General features: G+C 71.8%; 17 protein-coding genes. 6 read left to right on the top strand and 11 right to left on the bottom strand.

Annotated features, from left to right (window positions below):
* Positions 1 to 63 precede the first annotated feature (63 nt).
* Together ABT129_RS06245 and ABT129_RS06240 are read right to left on the bottom strand one after the other, a co-directional pair.
* Positions 64 to 534, bottom strand: coding sequence for a nitroreductase family deazaflavin-dependent oxidoreductase (locus ABT129_RS06245; protein WP_351897238.1), 471 nt, complete (start codon positions 532 to 534; stop codon positions 64 to 66).
* A complete protein-coding gene (locus ABT129_RS06240) occupies positions 535 to 1,773 on the bottom strand; it encodes an acyl-CoA dehydrogenase family protein (RefSeq protein WP_351897237.1) in 1,239 nt (412 codons plus the stop codon).
* A gap of 106 nt (positions 1,774 to 1,879) precedes the next feature.
* Between ABT129_RS06240 and ABT129_RS06235 the strand changes: the two genes are divergently transcribed.
* The 3 genes from ABT129_RS06235 to ABT129_RS06225 all read left to right on the top strand — a co-directional run bounded on the left by ABT129_RS06235 (position 1,880) and on the right by ABT129_RS06225 (position 5,151).
* A complete protein-coding gene (locus ABT129_RS06235; protein ID WP_351897234.1) occupies positions 1,880 to 3,043 on the top strand; it encodes a thiolase C-terminal domain-containing protein in 1,164 nt (387 codons plus the stop codon).
* A gap of 117 nt (positions 3,044 to 3,160) precedes the next feature.
* Positions 3,161 to 4,492 (top strand): FAD-dependent monooxygenase, encoded by a 1,332-nt coding sequence (locus tag ABT129_RS06230; protein WP_351897232.1) that lies wholly within the window; start codon positions 3,161 to 3,163, stop codon positions 4,490 to 4,492.
* The gene (locus ABT129_RS06225; protein WP_351897229.1) at positions 4,489 to 5,151 is read left to right on the top strand and encodes a pyridoxine/pyridoxamine 5'-phosphate oxidase; all 663 of its coding nucleotides are present in this window, start codon (positions 4,489 to 4,491) and stop codon (positions 5,149 to 5,151) included. The genes ABT129_RS06230 and ABT129_RS06225 overlap by 4 nt, the downstream gene beginning before the upstream one ends.
* Before the next feature lie 15 nt (positions 5,152 to 5,166).
* On the opposite strand, the gene ABT129_RS06220 is transcribed toward ABT129_RS06225, so the two are convergent.
* The 4 genes from ABT129_RS06220 to ABT129_RS06205 all read right to left on the bottom strand — a co-directional run bounded on the left by ABT129_RS06220 (position 5,167) and on the right by ABT129_RS06205 (position 9,973).
* A complete protein-coding gene (locus tag ABT129_RS06220; protein WP_351897226.1) occupies positions 5,167 to 7,050 on the bottom strand; it encodes an AMP-dependent synthetase/ligase in 1,884 nt (627 codons plus the stop codon).
* Between the two features lie 99 nt (positions 7,051 to 7,149).
* On the bottom strand, positions 7,150 to 7,794 hold the full coding sequence (locus ABT129_RS06215; RefSeq protein ID WP_351897223.1) for a TetR/AcrR family transcriptional regulator: 645 nt from the start codon (positions 7,792 to 7,794) through the stop codon (positions 7,150 to 7,152).
* Between the two features lie 115 nt (positions 7,795 to 7,909).
* Complete coding sequence (locus ABT129_RS06210) at positions 7,910 to 9,256, bottom strand: dicarboxylate/amino acid:cation symporter (protein WP_351897221.1); 1,347 nt, start codon at positions 9,254 to 9,256, stop codon at positions 7,910 to 7,912.
* Between the two features lie 450 nt (positions 9,257 to 9,706).
* Positions 9,707 to 9,973 (bottom strand): DUF4229 domain-containing protein, encoded by a 267-nt coding sequence (locus ABT129_RS06205; protein ID WP_351897219.1) that lies wholly within the window; start codon positions 9,971 to 9,973, stop codon positions 9,707 to 9,709.
* A gap of 168 nt (positions 9,974 to 10,141) precedes the next feature.
* Between ABT129_RS06205 and ABT129_RS06200 the strand changes: the two genes are divergently transcribed.
* Together ABT129_RS06200 and ABT129_RS06195 are read left to right on the top strand one after the other, a co-directional pair.
* Complete coding sequence (locus tag ABT129_RS06200; RefSeq protein WP_351897216.1) at positions 10,142 to 10,675, top strand: GNAT family N-acetyltransferase; 534 nt, start codon at positions 10,142 to 10,144, stop codon at positions 10,673 to 10,675.
* 135 nt (positions 10,676 to 10,810) lie between these two features.
* Positions 10,811 to 11,677: a GyrI-like domain-containing protein gene (locus ABT129_RS06195; protein ID WP_351897214.1), complete on the top strand. Its 867-nt coding sequence runs from the start codon at positions 10,811 to 10,813 to the stop codon at positions 11,675 to 11,677.
* Positions 11,678 to 11,758: 81 nt separating this feature from the next.
* Here ABT129_RS06195 and mqnE read toward each other — a convergent pair whose 3' ends face one another.
* A complete protein-coding gene (gene mqnE, locus ABT129_RS06190; RefSeq protein ID WP_351897212.1) occupies positions 11,759 to 12,922 on the bottom strand; it encodes an aminofutalosine synthase MqnE in 1,164 nt (387 codons plus the stop codon).
* A 95-nt stretch (positions 12,923 to 13,017) separates the two neighbouring features.
* Positions 13,018 to 13,473 carry an Lrp/AsnC family transcriptional regulator gene (locus tag ABT129_RS06185; RefSeq protein WP_351897209.1) on the bottom strand — a complete coding sequence of 152 codons (456 nt, stop codon included), beginning with the start codon at positions 13,471 to 13,473 and terminating at the stop codon, positions 13,018 to 13,020.
* 113 nt (positions 13,474 to 13,586) lie between these two features.
* Between ABT129_RS06185 and ABT129_RS06180 the strand changes: the two genes are divergently transcribed.
* Positions 13,587 to 13,724, top strand: a complete 138-nt coding sequence (locus ABT129_RS06180; RefSeq protein ID WP_351897207.1) for a hypothetical protein — start codon at positions 13,587 to 13,589, stop codon at positions 13,722 to 13,724.
* On the opposite strand, the gene ABT129_RS06175 is transcribed toward ABT129_RS06180, so the two are convergent.
* The 3 genes from ABT129_RS06175 to ABT129_RS06165 are packed head-to-tail and all read right to left on the bottom strand — an operon-like array spanning position 13,721 to position 16,812.
* Positions 13,721 to 14,398, bottom strand: coding sequence for a UbiX family flavin prenyltransferase (locus ABT129_RS06175; protein WP_351897204.1), 678 nt, complete (start codon positions 14,396 to 14,398; stop codon positions 13,721 to 13,723). The genes ABT129_RS06180 and ABT129_RS06175 overlap by 4 nt on opposite strands.
* A 30-nt stretch (positions 14,399 to 14,428) precedes the next feature.
* A complete protein-coding gene (gene mqnP / locus ABT129_RS06170; RefSeq protein WP_351897202.1) occupies positions 14,429 to 15,358 on the bottom strand; it encodes a menaquinone biosynthesis prenyltransferase MqnP in 930 nt (309 codons plus the stop codon).
* Entirely contained in the window at positions 15,355 to 16,812 is a 1,458-nt protein-coding gene (locus tag ABT129_RS06165; protein ID WP_351897200.1) for a menaquinone biosynthesis decarboxylase, read from the bottom strand. Before ABT129_RS06165 ends, mqnP begins: the two co-directional genes overlap by 4 nt.
* Between the last annotated feature and the right edge of the window lie 81 nt (positions 16,813 to 16,893).

Raw genomic sequence — 16,893 nt, 5'->3', positions numbered from 1 at the left:
GGTCCACCGAGAGAGCGGGTCCACCGAGAGGGCGGGCCCCACGGTTCGGCTTCCCGGGAGGACTCACCGCCGGGTCAGCCGGAAGAGTCTGATCTCGCGCTCGATCCGCGCCTGGTACGTGGCGTACGGCGGCCAGAACTCCAGCGCCGCCCGCCAGGCCGCCGCCCGCTCCTCCCCCGTGAGCAGCCGCGCCCGTACGGGGACGTCCTCGCCCCGCCAGTTCACCTCGGCCTCCGGATGGGCGAGCAGGTTCGCCGTCCACGCGGGGTGGCCGGGGCGGCCGAAGTTGGAGCCGACGAGCAGCCAGCCGCCGTCCGGCTCGGGCATGCAGGCGAGCGGGGTCACCCGGGGCAGTCCGCTCCTCGCGCCCCGGGCGGTGAGCACGACCCCGGGCAGCATCTGGGCGCTGAGCAGTACCTTTCCCCTGGTCAGCCGGTGTACGGCCTTGTCCATGGCGGGGATGACGTGCGGGCCGATCCGGGCGAAGGTCCGGGTCGAGGACATCTTCTGCATCAGTCTGCGTCCGACGGGCATCTACGCCGCCACCTCTCCGAAGAGTCCGGTCCGTTCCGCCGCCCGTGCGCGCAGCCGCCGCACGGGCCCGAAGAGCAGTTCGTCGGAGGCGGCCCGCTTGAAGAAGAGGTGCGCCTCGTGTTCCCAGGTGAAACCGATGCCGCCGTGGAGCTGGATGGACTCCCCAGCGGTGGTGCGCAGCGCCTCCAGGGCGTGGGCGAGCGCGAGGGGACCGCTCTCGGGTCCCGGGCCGGGTTCGCGGGCCGCGCAGTGGGTGAGCGCGCGGGCGGCCTCGACCTGGACGTAGAGGTCGGCGAGCCGGTGCTTGACCGCCTGGAAGGAGCCGACGGGCCGGCCGAACTGTTCGCGCGCGCCGACGTGGGCGACGGTCCGGTCGAGGGCCTCGCCGGCCGCGCCGACGGCTTCGGCGGCGAGCATGACGGCGGCGGCGCGGCCGGTGGTGGCGAGGGCGCCGAGGACGTCGGCCGGTTCCCCGCCGAGGAGTTCGGCTCGGGTGTCCCTGAACTGGACGGTGGCCTGGGTGCGGGTGAGGTCCAGGGTGGGCTGCCGGGTGCGGACGAGCGCGGTGGAAGGGTCGTCGCCCTCCGCGTGGACGAGGAAGAGGAGGGTGCGGCTGCGGGCGAAGCCGCCCGCGTGGGCGGCGACGAGCAGGAGTCCGGCGCTGTGCCCGTCGACGACCTGGGGGGCCTCGCCGTACAGCCGCCAGCCTCCGTCGGCCGCGTGCGCCTGGACGCCTCCGGCGCGGCCGCCGCCGGACCAGGCCTCGGCGGCGTTGTCGCCGGTGAGGCCGAGGGCGAGGGCGAGGGGGCCGGGGACGGCGAGGGCGCAGGTGAGGCTTCCGTCGGCGAGCCGCGGGAGGAGCGCGGCGCGCTGGTCGGGGGTGCCGAGGGCGGCGAGGAGCGGGGCGGCGAGGACGCTGGTGGCGAGGAGCGGGGAGGGGGCGAGGGCGCGGCCGGTCTCCTCGCAGGCGAGGGCGAGTTCGGCGGGCCCGCAGCCGACGCCTCCGTACTCCTCGGGGAGGGCGAGCCCGGCGAGGCCGAGGGTGCCGGACATCCGGGCCCAGAGCTCGGGGTCGTACCCCTGGGGGGTGGCGGTGGCCGCGCGGTTCTCCCGCGGCCCGGCCCGTTCGGCGAGCAGGTCCCGCAGGGTGCGGCGGATCTCCCGCTGCTCCTCGGTGAGCGGGGCGGCGAGCGAGGCGGTTCCGGCGGCGGCGAGCGCTGTGCTGTCGGCGGCGTCCATGAGGCTCCCTCCGTATCTGACGGTGCGTCATGCTAGAGCGGGGCGAGGCCCGTTGCCCAGAGAGGCGCCGGTCCCGATCGCATAAATCTGATGTACCGTCAGATTCATGCCCACCACCACGCGCAGCTCCCGCCGCGTCGCCGTCGTCGGCGTCTCCCTCGCCGACTGCGGACGCGTCGACGAGGCCACCCCCTACGCCCTGCACGCCCAGGCCGCCCGGCGCGCCCTCGCGGACAGCGGCCTCGACCGCTCCCTGATCGACGGCCTCGCCTCGGCGGGCCTCGGCACCCTCGCCCCGGTCGAGGTCGCCGAGTACCTGGGCCTGCGCCCCCGCTGGGTGGACTCGACCGCCGTCGGCGGCGCCACCTGGGAGGTCATGGCGGCGCACGCCGCCGACGCGATCGCCGCGGGCCACGCCAACGCGGTCCTCCTCGTGTACGGCTCCACCGCGCGCGCCGACATCCGCGCCCGCCGCCGGACCGGGAACCTCTCCTTCGGGGCGCGCGGCCCGCTCCAGTTCGAGGTCCCGTACGGGCACACCCTGATCGCGAAGTACGCGATGGCCGCGCGCCGTCACATGCACGAGTACGGGACGACCCTGGAGCAGCTCGCCGAGGTGGCCGTCCGGGCGCGGGCGAACGCGGCGCTCAACCCCGAGGCGATGTTCCGCGAGCCGATCACCGTCGACGACGTCCTGTCCGGGCCGATGATCGCGGACCCGTTCACCAAACTGCACTGCTGCCTGCGCAGCGACGGCGGCTGCGCGGTGCTGCTCGTCGCCGAGGAGTACGTCCAGGACTGCCGTACCGCCCCGGTCTGGGTGCTCGGCACGGGCGAGCACGTGTCGCACACCACGATGTCGGAGTGGGAGGACTTCACGGTCTCCCCGGCGGCGGTCAGCGGCCGGCTCGCCTTCGAGCGGGCGGGCGTCCGGCCGGCCGACGTGGACGTCGCCGAGATCTACGACGCCTTCACCTACATGACGCTGGTGACCCTGGAGGACCTGGGCTTCTGCGCGAAGGGCGAGGGCGGGGCGTTCGTCCAGGAGAAGGACCGGCTGCCGGTGAACACGGACGGCGGCGGCCTCTCCGCCTGCCACCCCGGGATGCGGGGGCTCTTCCTCCTGGTGGAGGCGGTGCGGCAGTTGCGCGGCGAGGCTCCGGGGCTCCAGGTACGGCGACCGGACGGCTCGCTGCCGGAGGTGGCGGTGGCGTCGGGGACGGGGGGCTGGTTCTGCTCGTCGGGGACGGTGGTGCTGGGGCGCGGCTGAGCCCGGGCGGGGGCGGCCCAGGATCTATACAAGCGTCATAGACAAGCGTGTAGGACGTCCGTATAGTCATGGCCGTGGGCAGGGGAAGGCCCACACCATCCGACAAGGAGTCCTGCCATGAGCAGCACCGCCCGCCCCGCCCGGACCGTCCTGATCTCCGGCGCCTCGGTCGCCGGCCCGGCCCTCGCCCTCCGGCTCCACCGGCACGGCTTCACCCCCACCGTCGTCGAGCGCGCCCCCGAACTGCGCACCGGCGGCTACAAGGTCGACATCCGGGGCACCGCGATCGAGGTCTGCCGCCGGATGGGGATCCTCGACGAGATCCGCGCGCACTCCACGGACATGCGGGGCGGTTCGTACGTCGACTCCGCCGGCCGCACCATCGGCGAACTCCCCGCCGACGTCTTCGGCGGGCGCGTCGAGGAGGACGACGAGATCATGCGCGGCGAGCTCGCCCGCATCCTGTACGAGCGGACCCGCGACGACGTCGAGTACCTCTTCGGCGACTCGGTCGCCGCCCTCGCCGAGGACGCCGACGGCGTCACGGTCACCTTCGAGAGCGGCACCGTCCGCCGCTTCGACCTCGTCGTCGGCGCCGACGGCCTCCACTCGAACACCCGCCGGCTCGTCTTCGGCCCGGAGGAGCGGTTCAAGCGCCACCTCGGCGCGTACATCTCCATCTTCACCGCCCCCAACCACCTGGGACTGGACCGCTGGGAGACCTACCACGCGCTCCCCGGGAAGCTGGTCTGCGTCTACAGCTCGGCCGGCGAGTCCGGCAGGACCCCTGCACCCCGCGGGTCCGACGCGGGCGGCGCGGGCGGCGCGGGCGGCGCGGGCGGCGCGGGCGGCGCGGGCGGCGCGGCCGACGCCAAGAACCTCTTCGTCTTCTCCGCGCCGGAACAGCCCCACCTCCGGGACACCGCCGCCCAGAAGCGCCTGCTCGCCGAGGCCTTCGCAGGTGACGGCTGGGAGATCCCGCGGCTCCTCGGCCACGCGGCCGACGCCGACGACTTCTACCTCGACTCGATCTCCCTCGTCGAGATGGACCGCTGGTCGAAGGGGCGCGTCGTCCTCCTCGGCGACGCCGCCCACTGCGCCTCCCTCGCCTCCGGCCAGGGCACCGGACTCGCCCTCACCGGCGCGTACGTCCTGGCGGCCGAACTGGCCCGGGCCGACGGCGACCACACCGTCGCCTTCGCCCGCTACGAGGCGCACATGCGGCCGGGCGTGGAGCAGAACCAGAGGATGGCGGAGGGCTTCGTCAAGGAGATGACCGTGGGCTCCCGGTGGAGGATCCGGCTGCGCATGCTCATGGTGCGGACCCTGCCGAGGACCCCGTGGAAGAACCTCGTGGCCAGGAAGATCCGCGACGGGATCCAGGCGGCGGCGAACGCCGTCCCGCTCCCCGACGAGGCCCCGGCCCCGCGCTCTACGGTGTCCCCATGACCGACTTCCACCACGCCCTGCGCTCCCTGAAGGTCTGGGACACCGAGCTCCCCGCCTTCGACCCGGCGGCCACCCCGGCCGAACCGCTCCCCCTCTTCCACGACTGGTTCACGGCGGCGGTCGCGGCCGGCCAGACGGAGCCGCACACCCTCTCCCTGGCCACCGCGGACGAGGCCGGCCGGCCCGACGTCCGTACGGTGATGCTGCACGACGCCGACGCCCGCGGCTGGCACTTCGCCTCGCACGCCACCAGCGCCAAGGGCCGTCAGCTCGCCGCCCGCCCCGAGGCCGCGCTCGGCTTCTACTGGCCGGTCCAGGGCCGCCAGGTCCGGATCCGGGGCCGTGTCACCACCGGCACCCCGGAGGAGGCGTACGAGGACCTCCACGCCCGCACCACCGGTTCCCTCGCCTCGGCCCTGGTGGGCCGGCAGAGCGAGGTCCTGGACTCGCCGGAGACCCTCGCGAAGGCGAGCGCGGCGGCCTGGCGGCGCGCGGAGGCGGAACCGGGGGCGGCCGCCCCCACCTGGACCCTGTACGTCGTCGAGCCGGCCGAGGTCGAGTTCTTCCAGGGCGACGCCCGCCGTCGCCACCTCCGCCTGCGCTACCGCCGCGACCCGGCGACGGCCACCGGCTGGACGCGCGAACTCCTCTGGCCGTGACGGCGGTCCGGAGGACTACTCGACGTCCCCGGAGCGGTACATCTCGTCGACCTCCCGGGCGAAGTCCCGCAGCACCGCCCGCCGTCTGAGCTTCAGGGACGGGGTCAGGTGCCCGGAGGACTCCGAGAACTCGGCGGTCAGCACCCGGAACGCGCGGATCGACTCCGCCCGCGAGACCAGCCGGTTGGCGTCGTCCACCGCCCGCTGGAGCGCGTCGAGCAGCTCCGCGTCCCGGGTCAGCTCCCAGAGCGCCAGGTGGTCCTTGTGCCGCATCCGCCGCCAGTGCGTCAGGCCCTCGTGGTCCAGGGTGATCAGGGCCGTGACGTACGGGCGGTCGTCGCCGAGGACCACGCACTGGGCGACCAGCGGGTGCGCGCGCAGCCAGTCCTCCAGCGGGGCCGGGGCCACGTTCTTGCCGGCCGAGGTGATGAGGATGTCCTTCTTGCGGCCGGTGATCCGCAGATAGCCGTCGGCGTCGAGCGAGCCCAGGTCGCCGGTGGGGAACCAGCCGTCGTCGGTGTACGGCACGGCCGCCCCGCGCGGGGCGTCCCAGTACCCGGCGAAGACATGGCCGCCCCTGAGCCACACCTCCCCGTCGTCGGCGATCCGGACGGCCGTGCCGGGCAGCGGCCACCCGACGGTTCCGGTGCGGGGCCGCTGCGGCGGGGTGACCGTCGACGCGGCCGTCGTCTCGGTCAGGCCGTACCCCTCGAAGACCTCGACGCCCGCGCCCGCGAAGAACTCCGCGAGGCGCGCGCCGAGCGGGGAGCCGCCGCAGATCACGTACCGCACCCGGCCGCCGAGGGCGGCCCGGATGCGCCGGTAGACGAGCGCGTCGTACAGGGTCCGCGCGGCCCGCAGGGAGAGCGAGGGCGCGGCCTCCCGCCCGTAGTCGCGGGCGACCCGGGCGGCCCGGTCGAAGGAGGCCGCCTTCCCGCCGCGTTCGGCGGTGGCCCGGGCGCTGTTGAAGACCTTCTCCAGGACGTACGGGATGGCGAGGAGGAAGGTGGGGCGGAACCCGGCGAGGTCGGTGAGGAGTTCCTCGCCCTCGACCGAGGGGGCGTGGCCGACCCGGACCCGGGCGCGGACGCAGCCGACGGCGACCATCCGCCCGAAGACGTGGGAGAGCGGCAGGAAGAGCAGGGTGGCGGCGGGCTCCTTGCTCCCGGAGACGAAGACGGGGTGGAGGAGCTTGACGGCGTTGTCGACCTCGGCGAAGAAGTTGGCGTGGGTGAGGGCGCAGCCCTTGGGGCGGCCGGTGGTGCCGGAGGTGTACACGAGGGTGGCGAGGGTCTCGGGGGTGAGCAGTCCCCGGCGGGCGGTGACGGCCTCGTCGGCGACCCGCGAGCCCGCGCGGCGGAGCTGGTCGACGGCGCCGGTGTCCAGGGCCCAGAGGTGGGCGAGGCCGGGCAGCTGCCGCCGCTCGGCGGAGACCAGCCGGGCCTGGGCGGGGTCCTCGACGACACAGGCGGCGGCGCCGGAGTCCTGGAGGATCCAGCGGGTCTGGAAGGCGGAGGAGGTGGGGTAGACGGGGACGGTGACGAGTCCGGCGGCCCAGGCGGCGAAGTCGATCAGGGTCCACTCGTAGGTGGTCCGTGCCATGAGGGCGAGCCGGTCGCCGGGCCGCAGGCCGTGGGCGATGAGCCCCTTGGCGACGGAGTGGACCTCGGCGGCGAAGGCGGCGGCCGTGACGTCGGTCCACTCCCCCCGGGGTCCCTTGCGGGAGAAGAGGACGGCCTCGGGGTCCTGGCGGGCGTTGTCGTACGGCAGGTCGGCGAGGGAGCCGCGGCGGACGGCGGGCACGAGGGCGGGGACGGAGACCTCCCGCACCACCCCGTCCACCAGGACCTTGCGGGGTTCGACCGGCTCGGTCCCGGATGCGGCGGTGGCGACGGACACGTGCGGCTCCTCGGTTGTCGCGATGAACTGAGGTCGTGCGTCGGTACGTTGCACCCTGAAGGGGCTTAACCAGTCGGTAACCTTACTGCGCGGTAAGCCTCAACGGGGAGACCAGCGCTCGCTTTTCATGAGGTTCCCGAGACCGGACCACGCGAAGTTCATCAGCGTCGCGGCCGCCTCCTTCGCCGTCACCCCCGGCGTCTCGTTCGCCCAGCTCGCCAGCGACTCGGCGGAGCCGACCAGCGCCTGCGCGAGCGCGGCGACGTCCCGCCCCGTGATGTCGGCGCCGTCCGGCGCCTCCCGCGCCGCCTCGCCGATCAGCCCGGCGACGAAGGCCGTGATCTCGTCCCGCATCCGGGCCGCCTCCCCGGCGAACGGCTCCCCCTGCGTCCGCGCCTGACGGCTGAGCACCGTCCAGGAGTCGGGGTGCCCGGCCGCGTACCCGAAGAAGGCCGAGAGCCCCGCCCACAGCCGCTCGTCGGGCGGCCCGCTCCGGTCGACGACCGCCTCGGCCACCACGGCGAGCAGCGCCTGCGCCTCCCGCCGGATCACGGCGGTGAAGAGCTCCTCCTTGGAGCGCAGGTAGAGGTACACCAGCGGCTTGGAGACCCCCGCGAGCTCGGCGATCTCGTCCATGGAGGCCGCCTGGTACCCGTTCCGCGCGAAGCACCGCACGGCCGCGTCCATCATCTGCCGCTCCCGCACGGCCCGCGGCAGCCGCCGCGCCTTCGCACCGTCGCCCATGGCGACCCACCCCTGCTTCCAAGATCCACTGGATGCCCCGCGAAAGCCTACGTGCCCCCTGCCCGGACGGGGGCAGGAGGCACGTGGGCACCGCTGGGAACGTACGGCCGGGAGATCAGGCGGCGGCGGTGACCGCGACCTTCCGGTCGGTCTCGTCGGCCTCGACCAGGTCGTCGATCGGGGACGACGAGGCGTTCTCGTACGCCGTGAGGTCGAGGATCTTCTCCTTGGCGGCGACGATCACCGGGACGGCCGCCTGGCCCGCCACGTTGGTGGCGGTGCGCATCATGTCGAGGATCGGGTCGATCGCCATGAGCAGGCCGACGCCCTCCAGGGGCAGGCCCAGGGTGGAGAGGGTCAGGGTCAGCATGACCGTCGCGCCGGTGAGGCCGGCGGTGGCCGCCGAGCCGATGACCGAGACGAAGGCGATGAGCAGGTAGTCACCGATGCCGAGCTGCACGTCGAAGATCTGCGCGATGAAGATCGCGGCGAGCGCCGGGTAGATCGCGGCGCAGCCGTCCATCTTGGTGGTGGCGCCGAACGGGACGGCGAAGGAGGCGTACTCCTTCGGGACGCCGAGGCGCTCGGTGACCTTCTGGGTGACCGGCATGGTGCCGACCGAGGAGCGGGAGACGAAGGCCAGCTGGATGGCCGGCCAGGCGCCCTTGTAGAACTGGATCGGGTTGACCTTGGCGACCGTCGCGAGCAGCAGCGGGTAGACGCCGAACATGACCAGGGCGCAGCCGATGTAGATGTCGGCGGTGAAGGTCGCGTACTTGCCGATCAGGTCCCAGCCGTAGTCGGCGATGGCGAAGCCGATGAGGCCGACGGTGCCGAGCGGGGCGAGGCGGATGACCCACCACAGGGCCTTCTGGAGGAGCTCCAGGATCGACTCGGAGAGGGTGAGGATCGGCTTGGCGCGGTCACCGAGCTTGAGGGCGGCGATGCCCGCGACTGCGGCCATGAAAACAATTTGAAGGACGTTCAGCTCAGTGAACGGTGTCACGACGTCCGTCGGGATGATGCCGGTCAGGAAGTCGATCCAGGAGCCCTCGCGCTTCGGCAGCTTGCCGTCCTGCGGGGTGAGGCCGGTGCCGGCGCCCGGGTTGGTGATCAGGCCGATGGCGAGACCGATGGCCACCGCGATCAGCGAGGTGATCATGAACCAGAGCAGCGTGCGGGTGGCGAGCCTGGCGGCGTTGTTCACCTTCCGCAGGTTGGTGATCGAGACCAGGATCGCGAAGAAGACGAGCGGGGCGACGGCCAGCTTCAGGAGCTGGACGAAGATGTCGCCGACCTGGCCGAGGGTCTCCTTCAGCCAGGAGACGTCCTGGCTGCGGGCGATCCAGCCGAGCAGGGCGCCGAGGACGAGACCGGCGATGATCTGGGCCCAGAAGGGGACCTTCGGTATGCGCGAGGAAGCGGGGGACTTCTCTTCGGGCGTGGTCGCGGACGCGGACACAGACACACTCCACAGGTGCGTATCGGGCAATACGGGGACGGGGGTGCGGCACACACGCGCTTTCACGCGGGCCGCTGCATGATGCCGGGTCAGAGCTCGCGGCAACAGACCGCGGACATACAGCGGCACAGATCGACGTGCAGGCGCGCCACGAGCGGGATGCTCGCGGCATGAGAGGGGCGCACTGCTGTCGTCATGTCGAACACGTTAACACTTGAACTTTGAGAACCTCAAAGCCCTTCTTTGGGGTAGACGGAGCCCCCTCTCACCTCCGAAACGCAGAACACCCCAGGCGGGAGCCTTGGAAGCTCCGACTGGGGTGTCCGGGGTTGTACGGGTCTGTGATGAACCTTACGCAGCCTTTACAGGGGCGCGGCGACCCCTCGCGGGTCGCCGGACCGGACCGCGGGGCCGGTGCCGGAGCCCCGGGCCCGAGGCCGCGGCGGCCTCCTACAGCGCGTCCTCCTGGGACCGGTTGGCGGCCAGCTTGCCCTTGGCGCGGTCGACCTTCTCCACGACCGCGGCGCTCGCCTCGTCGCGTACCTTGCGCAGCAGGACGAAGCTGAGCGGCGCGGAGACGACGAGGGAGAGGACGAGGACCCAGAGCAGGTTGGAGTCGCCGAGGCCGCGCGGCAGCGCACCGACGTAGACCAGGCCCCACAGGGCGAGGAAGCACCCGGCGAAGATGCCGAGACGCATCAGCGTGTAGCGGAGCATGTCAGCCCACTCTTCCGTTCCGACGGTTCCGAAATGCTCCCAAGATCCCTTACGGGCCCGGGAGCCCCTCCAGTGAAGCACGGTACGGCGGGCCTCCCGGGGCCGGGCCTCCGGAGCGCCCCGAAGGTACCCCTTGAGCACCCCAGTCGTAATGTCTAAACTCCCGGCATGACCCTTACCTTCGAGGTGGACCCGGCGGTCGACCCCGCACTGCGCGACGGCGTGCTCTCCCTCTGGGCCGACGTCTCCAACGCCGGCGGCGCGGTCGGCTTCGTTCCCCCCGTCACCCCCGACGAGATCCGCCCCGCCCTGCTCAGGCACCTCGTCGCGATGAGCGAGGGCGGCACCCGGCTGCTCGTCGGCCGCGACGAGGACGGCGAGGTCGCCGCCACCGCCTTCTTCACCTTCAACAGCCACCCCCTGATGACGCACTGGGTGTGGCTCTACACGGTGATGGTCCATCCCCGCCACCAGGGCCGGGGGTACGGCCTCGACCTGATGGCCGCCGTCGAGCACACCGCCCGCACCGCCGGGGGCTTCGAGACCATCGAGGCGGTCCGGCTGACCTGCCGGGGCGGCACCGGCGTCGACGGCTTCTACGCCAGGGCGGGCTACAAGGAGGTCGGCCGCGTCCCCGACGCGATCCGGGTCGCCCCCGGCGACGACCGCGACGACATCATCATGCTGCTGTCCCTGAAGTGACCCGCCCGGCCCCGCCCCGGCCCGCGCCCGCCCGGCCCGACCCGAGTCGACCCGACCGGAACGGGCACGGATAGTCGGGTCCGGGGCCCCCGCCCCTTCCTACGGTGAGGACACGGAAGAGGAAGGACGGACCACGTGCTGGAGCGGCTCAACCAGGCACTCGACCACATCGAGGAGCGCCTCGGCGGCGACCTCGACCCGGCCGAGCTGGCCCGGATCGCGACGACCTCGGAGTACCACTTCCGGCGGCTGTTCTCGGCGCTCGCCGGGATGCCCCTGTCGGAGTACGTCCGGCGCCGGCGGCTCACCGTCGCGGGCGCCGAGGTGCTGGCCGGGGAGCGGACGCTCCTGGAGATCGCGGTGCGCCACGGCTACGGCTCCGGGGAGGCCTTCGCCCGCGCGTTCCGCGCGGTGCACGGGGTCGGCCCCGGGGAGGCCCGCCGCACCGGGGCCGCGCTGCGCTCCCAGCCGCGGATCTCCTTCCGCCTCGTCGTCGAAGGGAACAGCACCATGCGGTACAGGGTCGTGGAGAAGAAGGACCTGCGGGTCGTCGGGCGCAGGGCGCGGGTCCCGCTGGTCCACGAGGGGGAGAACCCGGCCATCGCCGCGCACATCCGCTCCCTCGGCCAGGAGACGATCGCGCGGCTCGCGCGGCTCTCGGACCAGGAGCCCCGGGGTGTCGTCTCGGCGGTCGTGCACCTCTCCGACAGCCGGGAGGAGGGCGCCGAACTCGACTACTGGCACGCGGTGGTGAGCGACGCCGAGGTCCCCGAGGAGTTCGAGGTGCTCGACGTGCCCGCCGGGACCTGGGCGGTCTTCGAGAACGAGGGCCCGTACCCGCGGGCCCTGCAGTACCTGTGGCGGGACATCTTCACCCAGTGGTTCCCGTCCAACCCGTACGCGAGCAGGCCGGGCCCCGAGTTCATGAGCATCCACCCGGCGGAGGACTGGAGCACGGCGCGCACGGAGCTGTGGATCCCGGTGGAGCACACGGCGGCGTAGCGGCGGGTCCGTACAGCGGTGAAGGGCCGGCGGGAATCCCCACCGGCCCTTCACCGCACGGACGTCAGACCGTCGGAACCGTCAGAACCGCATCAGCTGCGGCGACTCCCGCCGCTCCGCGTCCGGCCCCGGGTACTCGCGGATGATCTCGTACCGGGTGTTCCGCTCGACCGGCTGGAAGCCCGCGTCACGGATCAGTTCGAGCAGGTCCTCGCGGCCCAGCTTGTTCGGCGTGCCGTAGTTGTCGGCGTCGTGCGTGATCTTGTACTCGACGACCGAGCCGTCCATGTCGTCGGCGCCGTGCTGGAGCGCCAGCTGCGCCGTCTGGACGCCGTGCATGACCCAGAAGACCTTGACGTGCGGCACGTTGTCGAAGAGGAGCCGGGAGACCGCGAAGGTCTTCAGGGCCTCGGCGCCGGTCGCCATCGTGGTGCGCGCCTGGAGCTTGTTGCGGACCTTGCCGTCCTGCATGTCCACGAAGTCGTGCTGGTAGCGCAGCGGGATGAAGACCTGGAAGCCGCCGGTCTCGTCCTGGAGCTCACGCAGCCGCAGCACGTGGTCCACGCGGTGACGGGGCTCCTCGATGTGCCCGTACAGCATGGTCGAGGGGGTCTTGAGCCCCTTCTCGTGGGCGAGCCGGTGGATCCGGGACCAGTCCTCCCAGTGGGTGCGGTGGTCCACGATGTGCTGCCGGACCTCCCAGTCGAAGATCTCGGCGCCGCCGCCGGTCAGCGACTCCAGGCCGGCCTCGATGAGCTCGTCGAGGATGTCGGAGGCGGACATCCCGGAGATCGTCTCGAAGTGGTGGATCTCCGTGGCGGTGAAGGCCTTGAGGGAGACGTTCGGCAGGGCCTTCTTGAGCTCGGAGAGGGAGCGCGGGTAGTACCGCCAGGGCAGGTTCGGGTGGAGCCCGTTGACGATGTGCAGCTCGGTGAGGTTCTCGTTCTCCATCGCCTTCGCGAGGCGCACGGCCTCTTCGATGCGCATGGTGTACGCGTCCTTCTCGCCCGGCTTGCGCTGGAAGGAGCAGTAGGCGCAGGAGGCGGTGCAGACGTTGGTCATGTTCAGATGCCGGTTGACATTGAAGTGGACCACGTCGCCGTTCTTGCGCGTCCGGACCTCGTGGGCCAGGCCGCCGAGCCAGGCGAGGTCGTCGGACTCGTACAGGGCGATGCCGTCCTCACGGCTCAGCCGCTCACCGTCCCGGACCTTCTGCTCAAGGTCGCGCTTGAGCCCAGCGTCCATCTCCGGCCGCCTCCCTTTTCTCCGAAATCTGACGTCGTCGTTCACCGTACTCTCAGGCCCGGCGCCGGCCTCCTCCGGGACTCTCCGGCCCGGTGTCAGTCCTCTTCGGGCAGCTCGCCGACCCGGTTCTCCCACTTGGTGGAGAGCACGATCGTCGTGCGGGTGCGGGAGACGCCCTTGGTGCCGCTGAGCCGGCGGATCGTCTTCTCCAGGCCGTCGACGTCGCCCACGCGGACCTTGAGCATGAACGAGTCGTCGCCGGCGATGAACCAGCAGTCCTCGATCTCGGCGAGGTCCTTGAGGCGGCGGGCCACGTCCTCGTGGTCGGCGGCGTCGGAGAGCGAGATGCCGATGAGGGCGGTGACGCCGAGGCCGAGGGAGGCGGCGTCGACGGTGGCGCGGTAGCCGGTGATGACTCCGGCGGCCTCAAGACGGTTGATGCGGTCGGTGACGGAGGGGCCGGAGAGCCCGACGAGCCGGCCGAGCTCGGCGTACGAGGCACGACCGTTCTCGCGCAGAGCCTGGATGAGCTGCCTGTCCACGGCGTCCATAGGTATGAAGCCTTCCATTGTCCAGCGATACCGCGAGTTTAGGTATAGAATCTAAGGTACACAGGGAAGACGCCCTGTGAATCTTTCAGCAGATCAAAGACGATCTTTCAGGAGTGGTGTTCACCGTGTACACGATCGAGATGGCCTACGCCCGTATGCGCGAGCTGCAGGAGATGGCCAACCGCTCGCGTGCCCACCAGCCGACCGCCGCCGCGAAGCGTGCCGAGAAGAAGCACGCCAAGAAGCGCTAACCAGACCGGGGGGTCGCTCCACCGAGCTCTCCCTCCCACCGGCGGTACAGCCGATGCGGCACCCCTGCCGCGTCGAGCACCCGCCCGGCGACGAAGTCCACCAGATCCTGGATGTGCGTCGCCCCCGCGTAGAACGCCGGAGAGGCGGGCAGCACCACAGCGCCCGCCTCGTCCAGCGCCACCATGTGCCGGAGCGTCTGCCCGTTCAGCGGGGTCTCCCGCACCGCGACCACCAGCGGCCGCCGCTCCTTCAGCGTCACGCTCGCGACCCGCTGCAGCAGGTCCTTCGAGAGCCCCAGCGCCACTCCCGCCACCGCCGCGGTCGAGGCCGGCACCACCAGCATCCCCTTCGCCGGGTACGAACCCGAGGACGGCCCCGCGGCCAGGTCACCGGCCGCCCAGTACCGCACGTCCGCCAGCCGGTCCGCGAGGTCGAACGTGTCGGGCTTCCCGTCGGCGCCCCGCGCCAGCCAGGCCGCCAGGTCCTCGCGCCAGTGCGCGTCCCGGAAGGAGATCCCCGTCTCGTCGAGCAGCGTGAGCCGCGAGGCCCGCGACACGACGAGGTCGACGCTCTCCCCCGCGGCGAGCAGCCCCCTCAGCACGGCGGCGGCGTACGGCGTGCCCGACGCCCCGGAAACCCCCACGATCCAGGGGGTGCGCTTGCCGTCGTTCATCCGTCGAGCCTATCCGTCATCGGGCCGGTGCTACGGGGTGAGCCCGCGGACCAGCAGGTCGAGGAGGGCGCACACGAACAGGGCGATCCCGATGAACCCGTTCACCGTGAAGAACGCCCGGTTCAGCCGGGACAGGTCGTCCGGCTTCACGATCGAGTGCTCGTAGCAGAACGCCACCGCGGCGATCACCAGACCGGTCCAGAAGAAGACCCCCGCGTCCGTGACCAGCGCGTACCAGACCAGCAGTCCGGTGGCGACGACCGCCGAGGCGCGGGCCCCCCACAGCGCGGCCGGGATGCCGAAGCGGGCCGGCACGGACATCACGCCGTGCGCGCGGTCCGCCTGGACGTCCTGGCAGGCGAAGATCAGATCGAAGCCGCCGATCCAGAAGCCGACCGCGAGGCCCAGGATCACCGCGTCCCAGGACCACTCCCCCGTCACCGCGAGCCAGGCCCCGATGGGCCCTATGGCCTGCGCGAGGCCGAGGATCGCGTGCGGGAAGTTCGTGAACCGCTTGCCGTACGGGTAGACCACCATCGGCACCACGGCGAGCGGCGCGAGCGCCAGGCAGAGCGGGTTGAGCAGGGCGGCGGCGCCGAGGAAGACCACGACGGCGATCCCGGCCCCGGTCCACGCGGAGCGCACGGAGACCGCGCCGGTCACCAGCTCGCGGTGGGCGGTCCGGGGATTACGCGCGTCGATCTCGCGGTCGATGATCCGGTTGCAGGCCATGGCGAAGGTCCGCAGACCCACCATGCAGACGGTGACGAGGAACAGCGTCCACCAGTGGATGTTCCTGTCCACCTGGTACATCGCGGTGAGCGCGGCGATGTACGCGAAGGGCAGCGCGAAGACCGAGTGCTCGATCATCACGAGCCGCAGGAACGACGGGACACCCCCGCGTTTGCGGGGACCAGCGGGCTCCGCGCTGCCACCGCCCAGAATGGCATCGCTGCTCACAGCCCGTACTCCTTCCAGCGACGGGTCACCCGTTCAGCGGTATCCGGGTCCGACTCGACCATGTCCGGCCAGCCGCCGTCCCGGGTGTAGCCCTCCTCGGGCAGCTTCTTCGTGGCGTCGATGCCCGCCTTGCCGCCCCAGAACTGCTGGTAGGAGGCGTGGTCGAGGTGGTCGACCGGGCCCTCGACGACCGTGAGGTCGCGGGCGTAGTCGGTGTTGCCGAGGGCCCGCCAGGACACCTCGTGCAGGTCGTGGACGTCGCAGTCCTTGTCCACGACGACGATCAGCTTGGTCAGCGACATCATGTGCGCGCCCCAGATGGCGTGCATGACCTTCTGCGCGTGCTTCGGGTACTTCTTGTCGATCGAGATGATCGCGCAGTTGTGGAAGCCGCCCGACTCCGGCAGGTGGTAGTCGACGATGTCCGGCACGATGATCTTGAGGAGCGGCAGGAAGAAGCGCTCCGTCGCACGGCCGAGCGGACCGTCCTCGGTCGGCGGCCGGCCCACGACGATCGACTGGATCAGCGGACGCTTCCGCATCGTCACGCAGTCGATCTTCAGCGCGGGGAAGGGCTCCTGCGGCGTGTAGAAGCCGGTGTGGTCGCCGAAGGGACCCTCCGGCAGCGTCTCGCCGGGCTCCAGCCAGCCCTCGATGACGACCTCGGCCTGCGCCGGGACCTGGAGCGGGACGGTCTTGCAGTCGACCATCTCGATCCGCTTGCCCTGCACGAAGCCGGCGAAGAGGTACTCGTCGATGTCGCCCGGCAGCGGGGCCGTCGAGGCGTACGTGACGGCCGGCGGGCAGCCGAAGGCAATCGCGACCGGCAGCCGCTCGCCCCTCGCCGCCGCGACGGCGTAGTGGTTGCGGCTGTCCTTGTGGATCTGCCAGTGCATGCCGATGGTGCGCTTGTCGTGCCGCTGGAGCCGGTAGAGGCCCAGGTTCCGCACGCCCGTCTCCGGGTGCTTGGTGTGGGTGAGCCCCAGGTTGAAGAAGGAGCCGCCGTCCTTCGGCCAGGTGAAGAGCGCCGGGAGCCTGTCGAGGTCGACGTCGTCACCGGTGAGCACGACCTCCTGCACGGGGGCGTTCTCGGCCTTCACCTTCTTCGGCGGCACGTGGACCATCGAGCCCAGCTTGCCGAAGGCCTCGCGGACGCCGATGAAGCCCTGCGGCAGCTCGGGCTTGAGCAGGCCGCCGATCTTCTCGCTGATCTCGCCGTACGACTTCAGGCCGAGGGCCTTGAGCAGCCGGCGGTCCGTCCCGAAGACGTTCATCGCGAGCGGCATCGAGGAGCCCTTGACGTTCTCGAAGAGGAGCGCCGGACCGCCTGCCTTGTTCACCCGGTCGACGATCTCCCCGACCTCCAGGTACGGGTCGACTTCGGCCTTGATGCGCTTGAGGTCGCCTTCACGCTCGAGAGCCCTGAGCAGCGAGCGGAGATCGTCGTAAGCCATAGGGGCAAGTATCGGTCACCGGCTACCCTTGACCTGTCACCGGGGCCGCCGAAACGCGCCCCCGCCACCTCTTCCAAGGGG

This window comes from Streptomyces sp. NPDC002057, from assembly GCF_040296665.1.
GTDB lineage: Bacteria > Actinomycetota > Actinomycetes > Streptomycetales > Streptomycetaceae > Streptomyces.
This window is presented reverse-complemented; position numbering and strand designations above follow the sequence as displayed.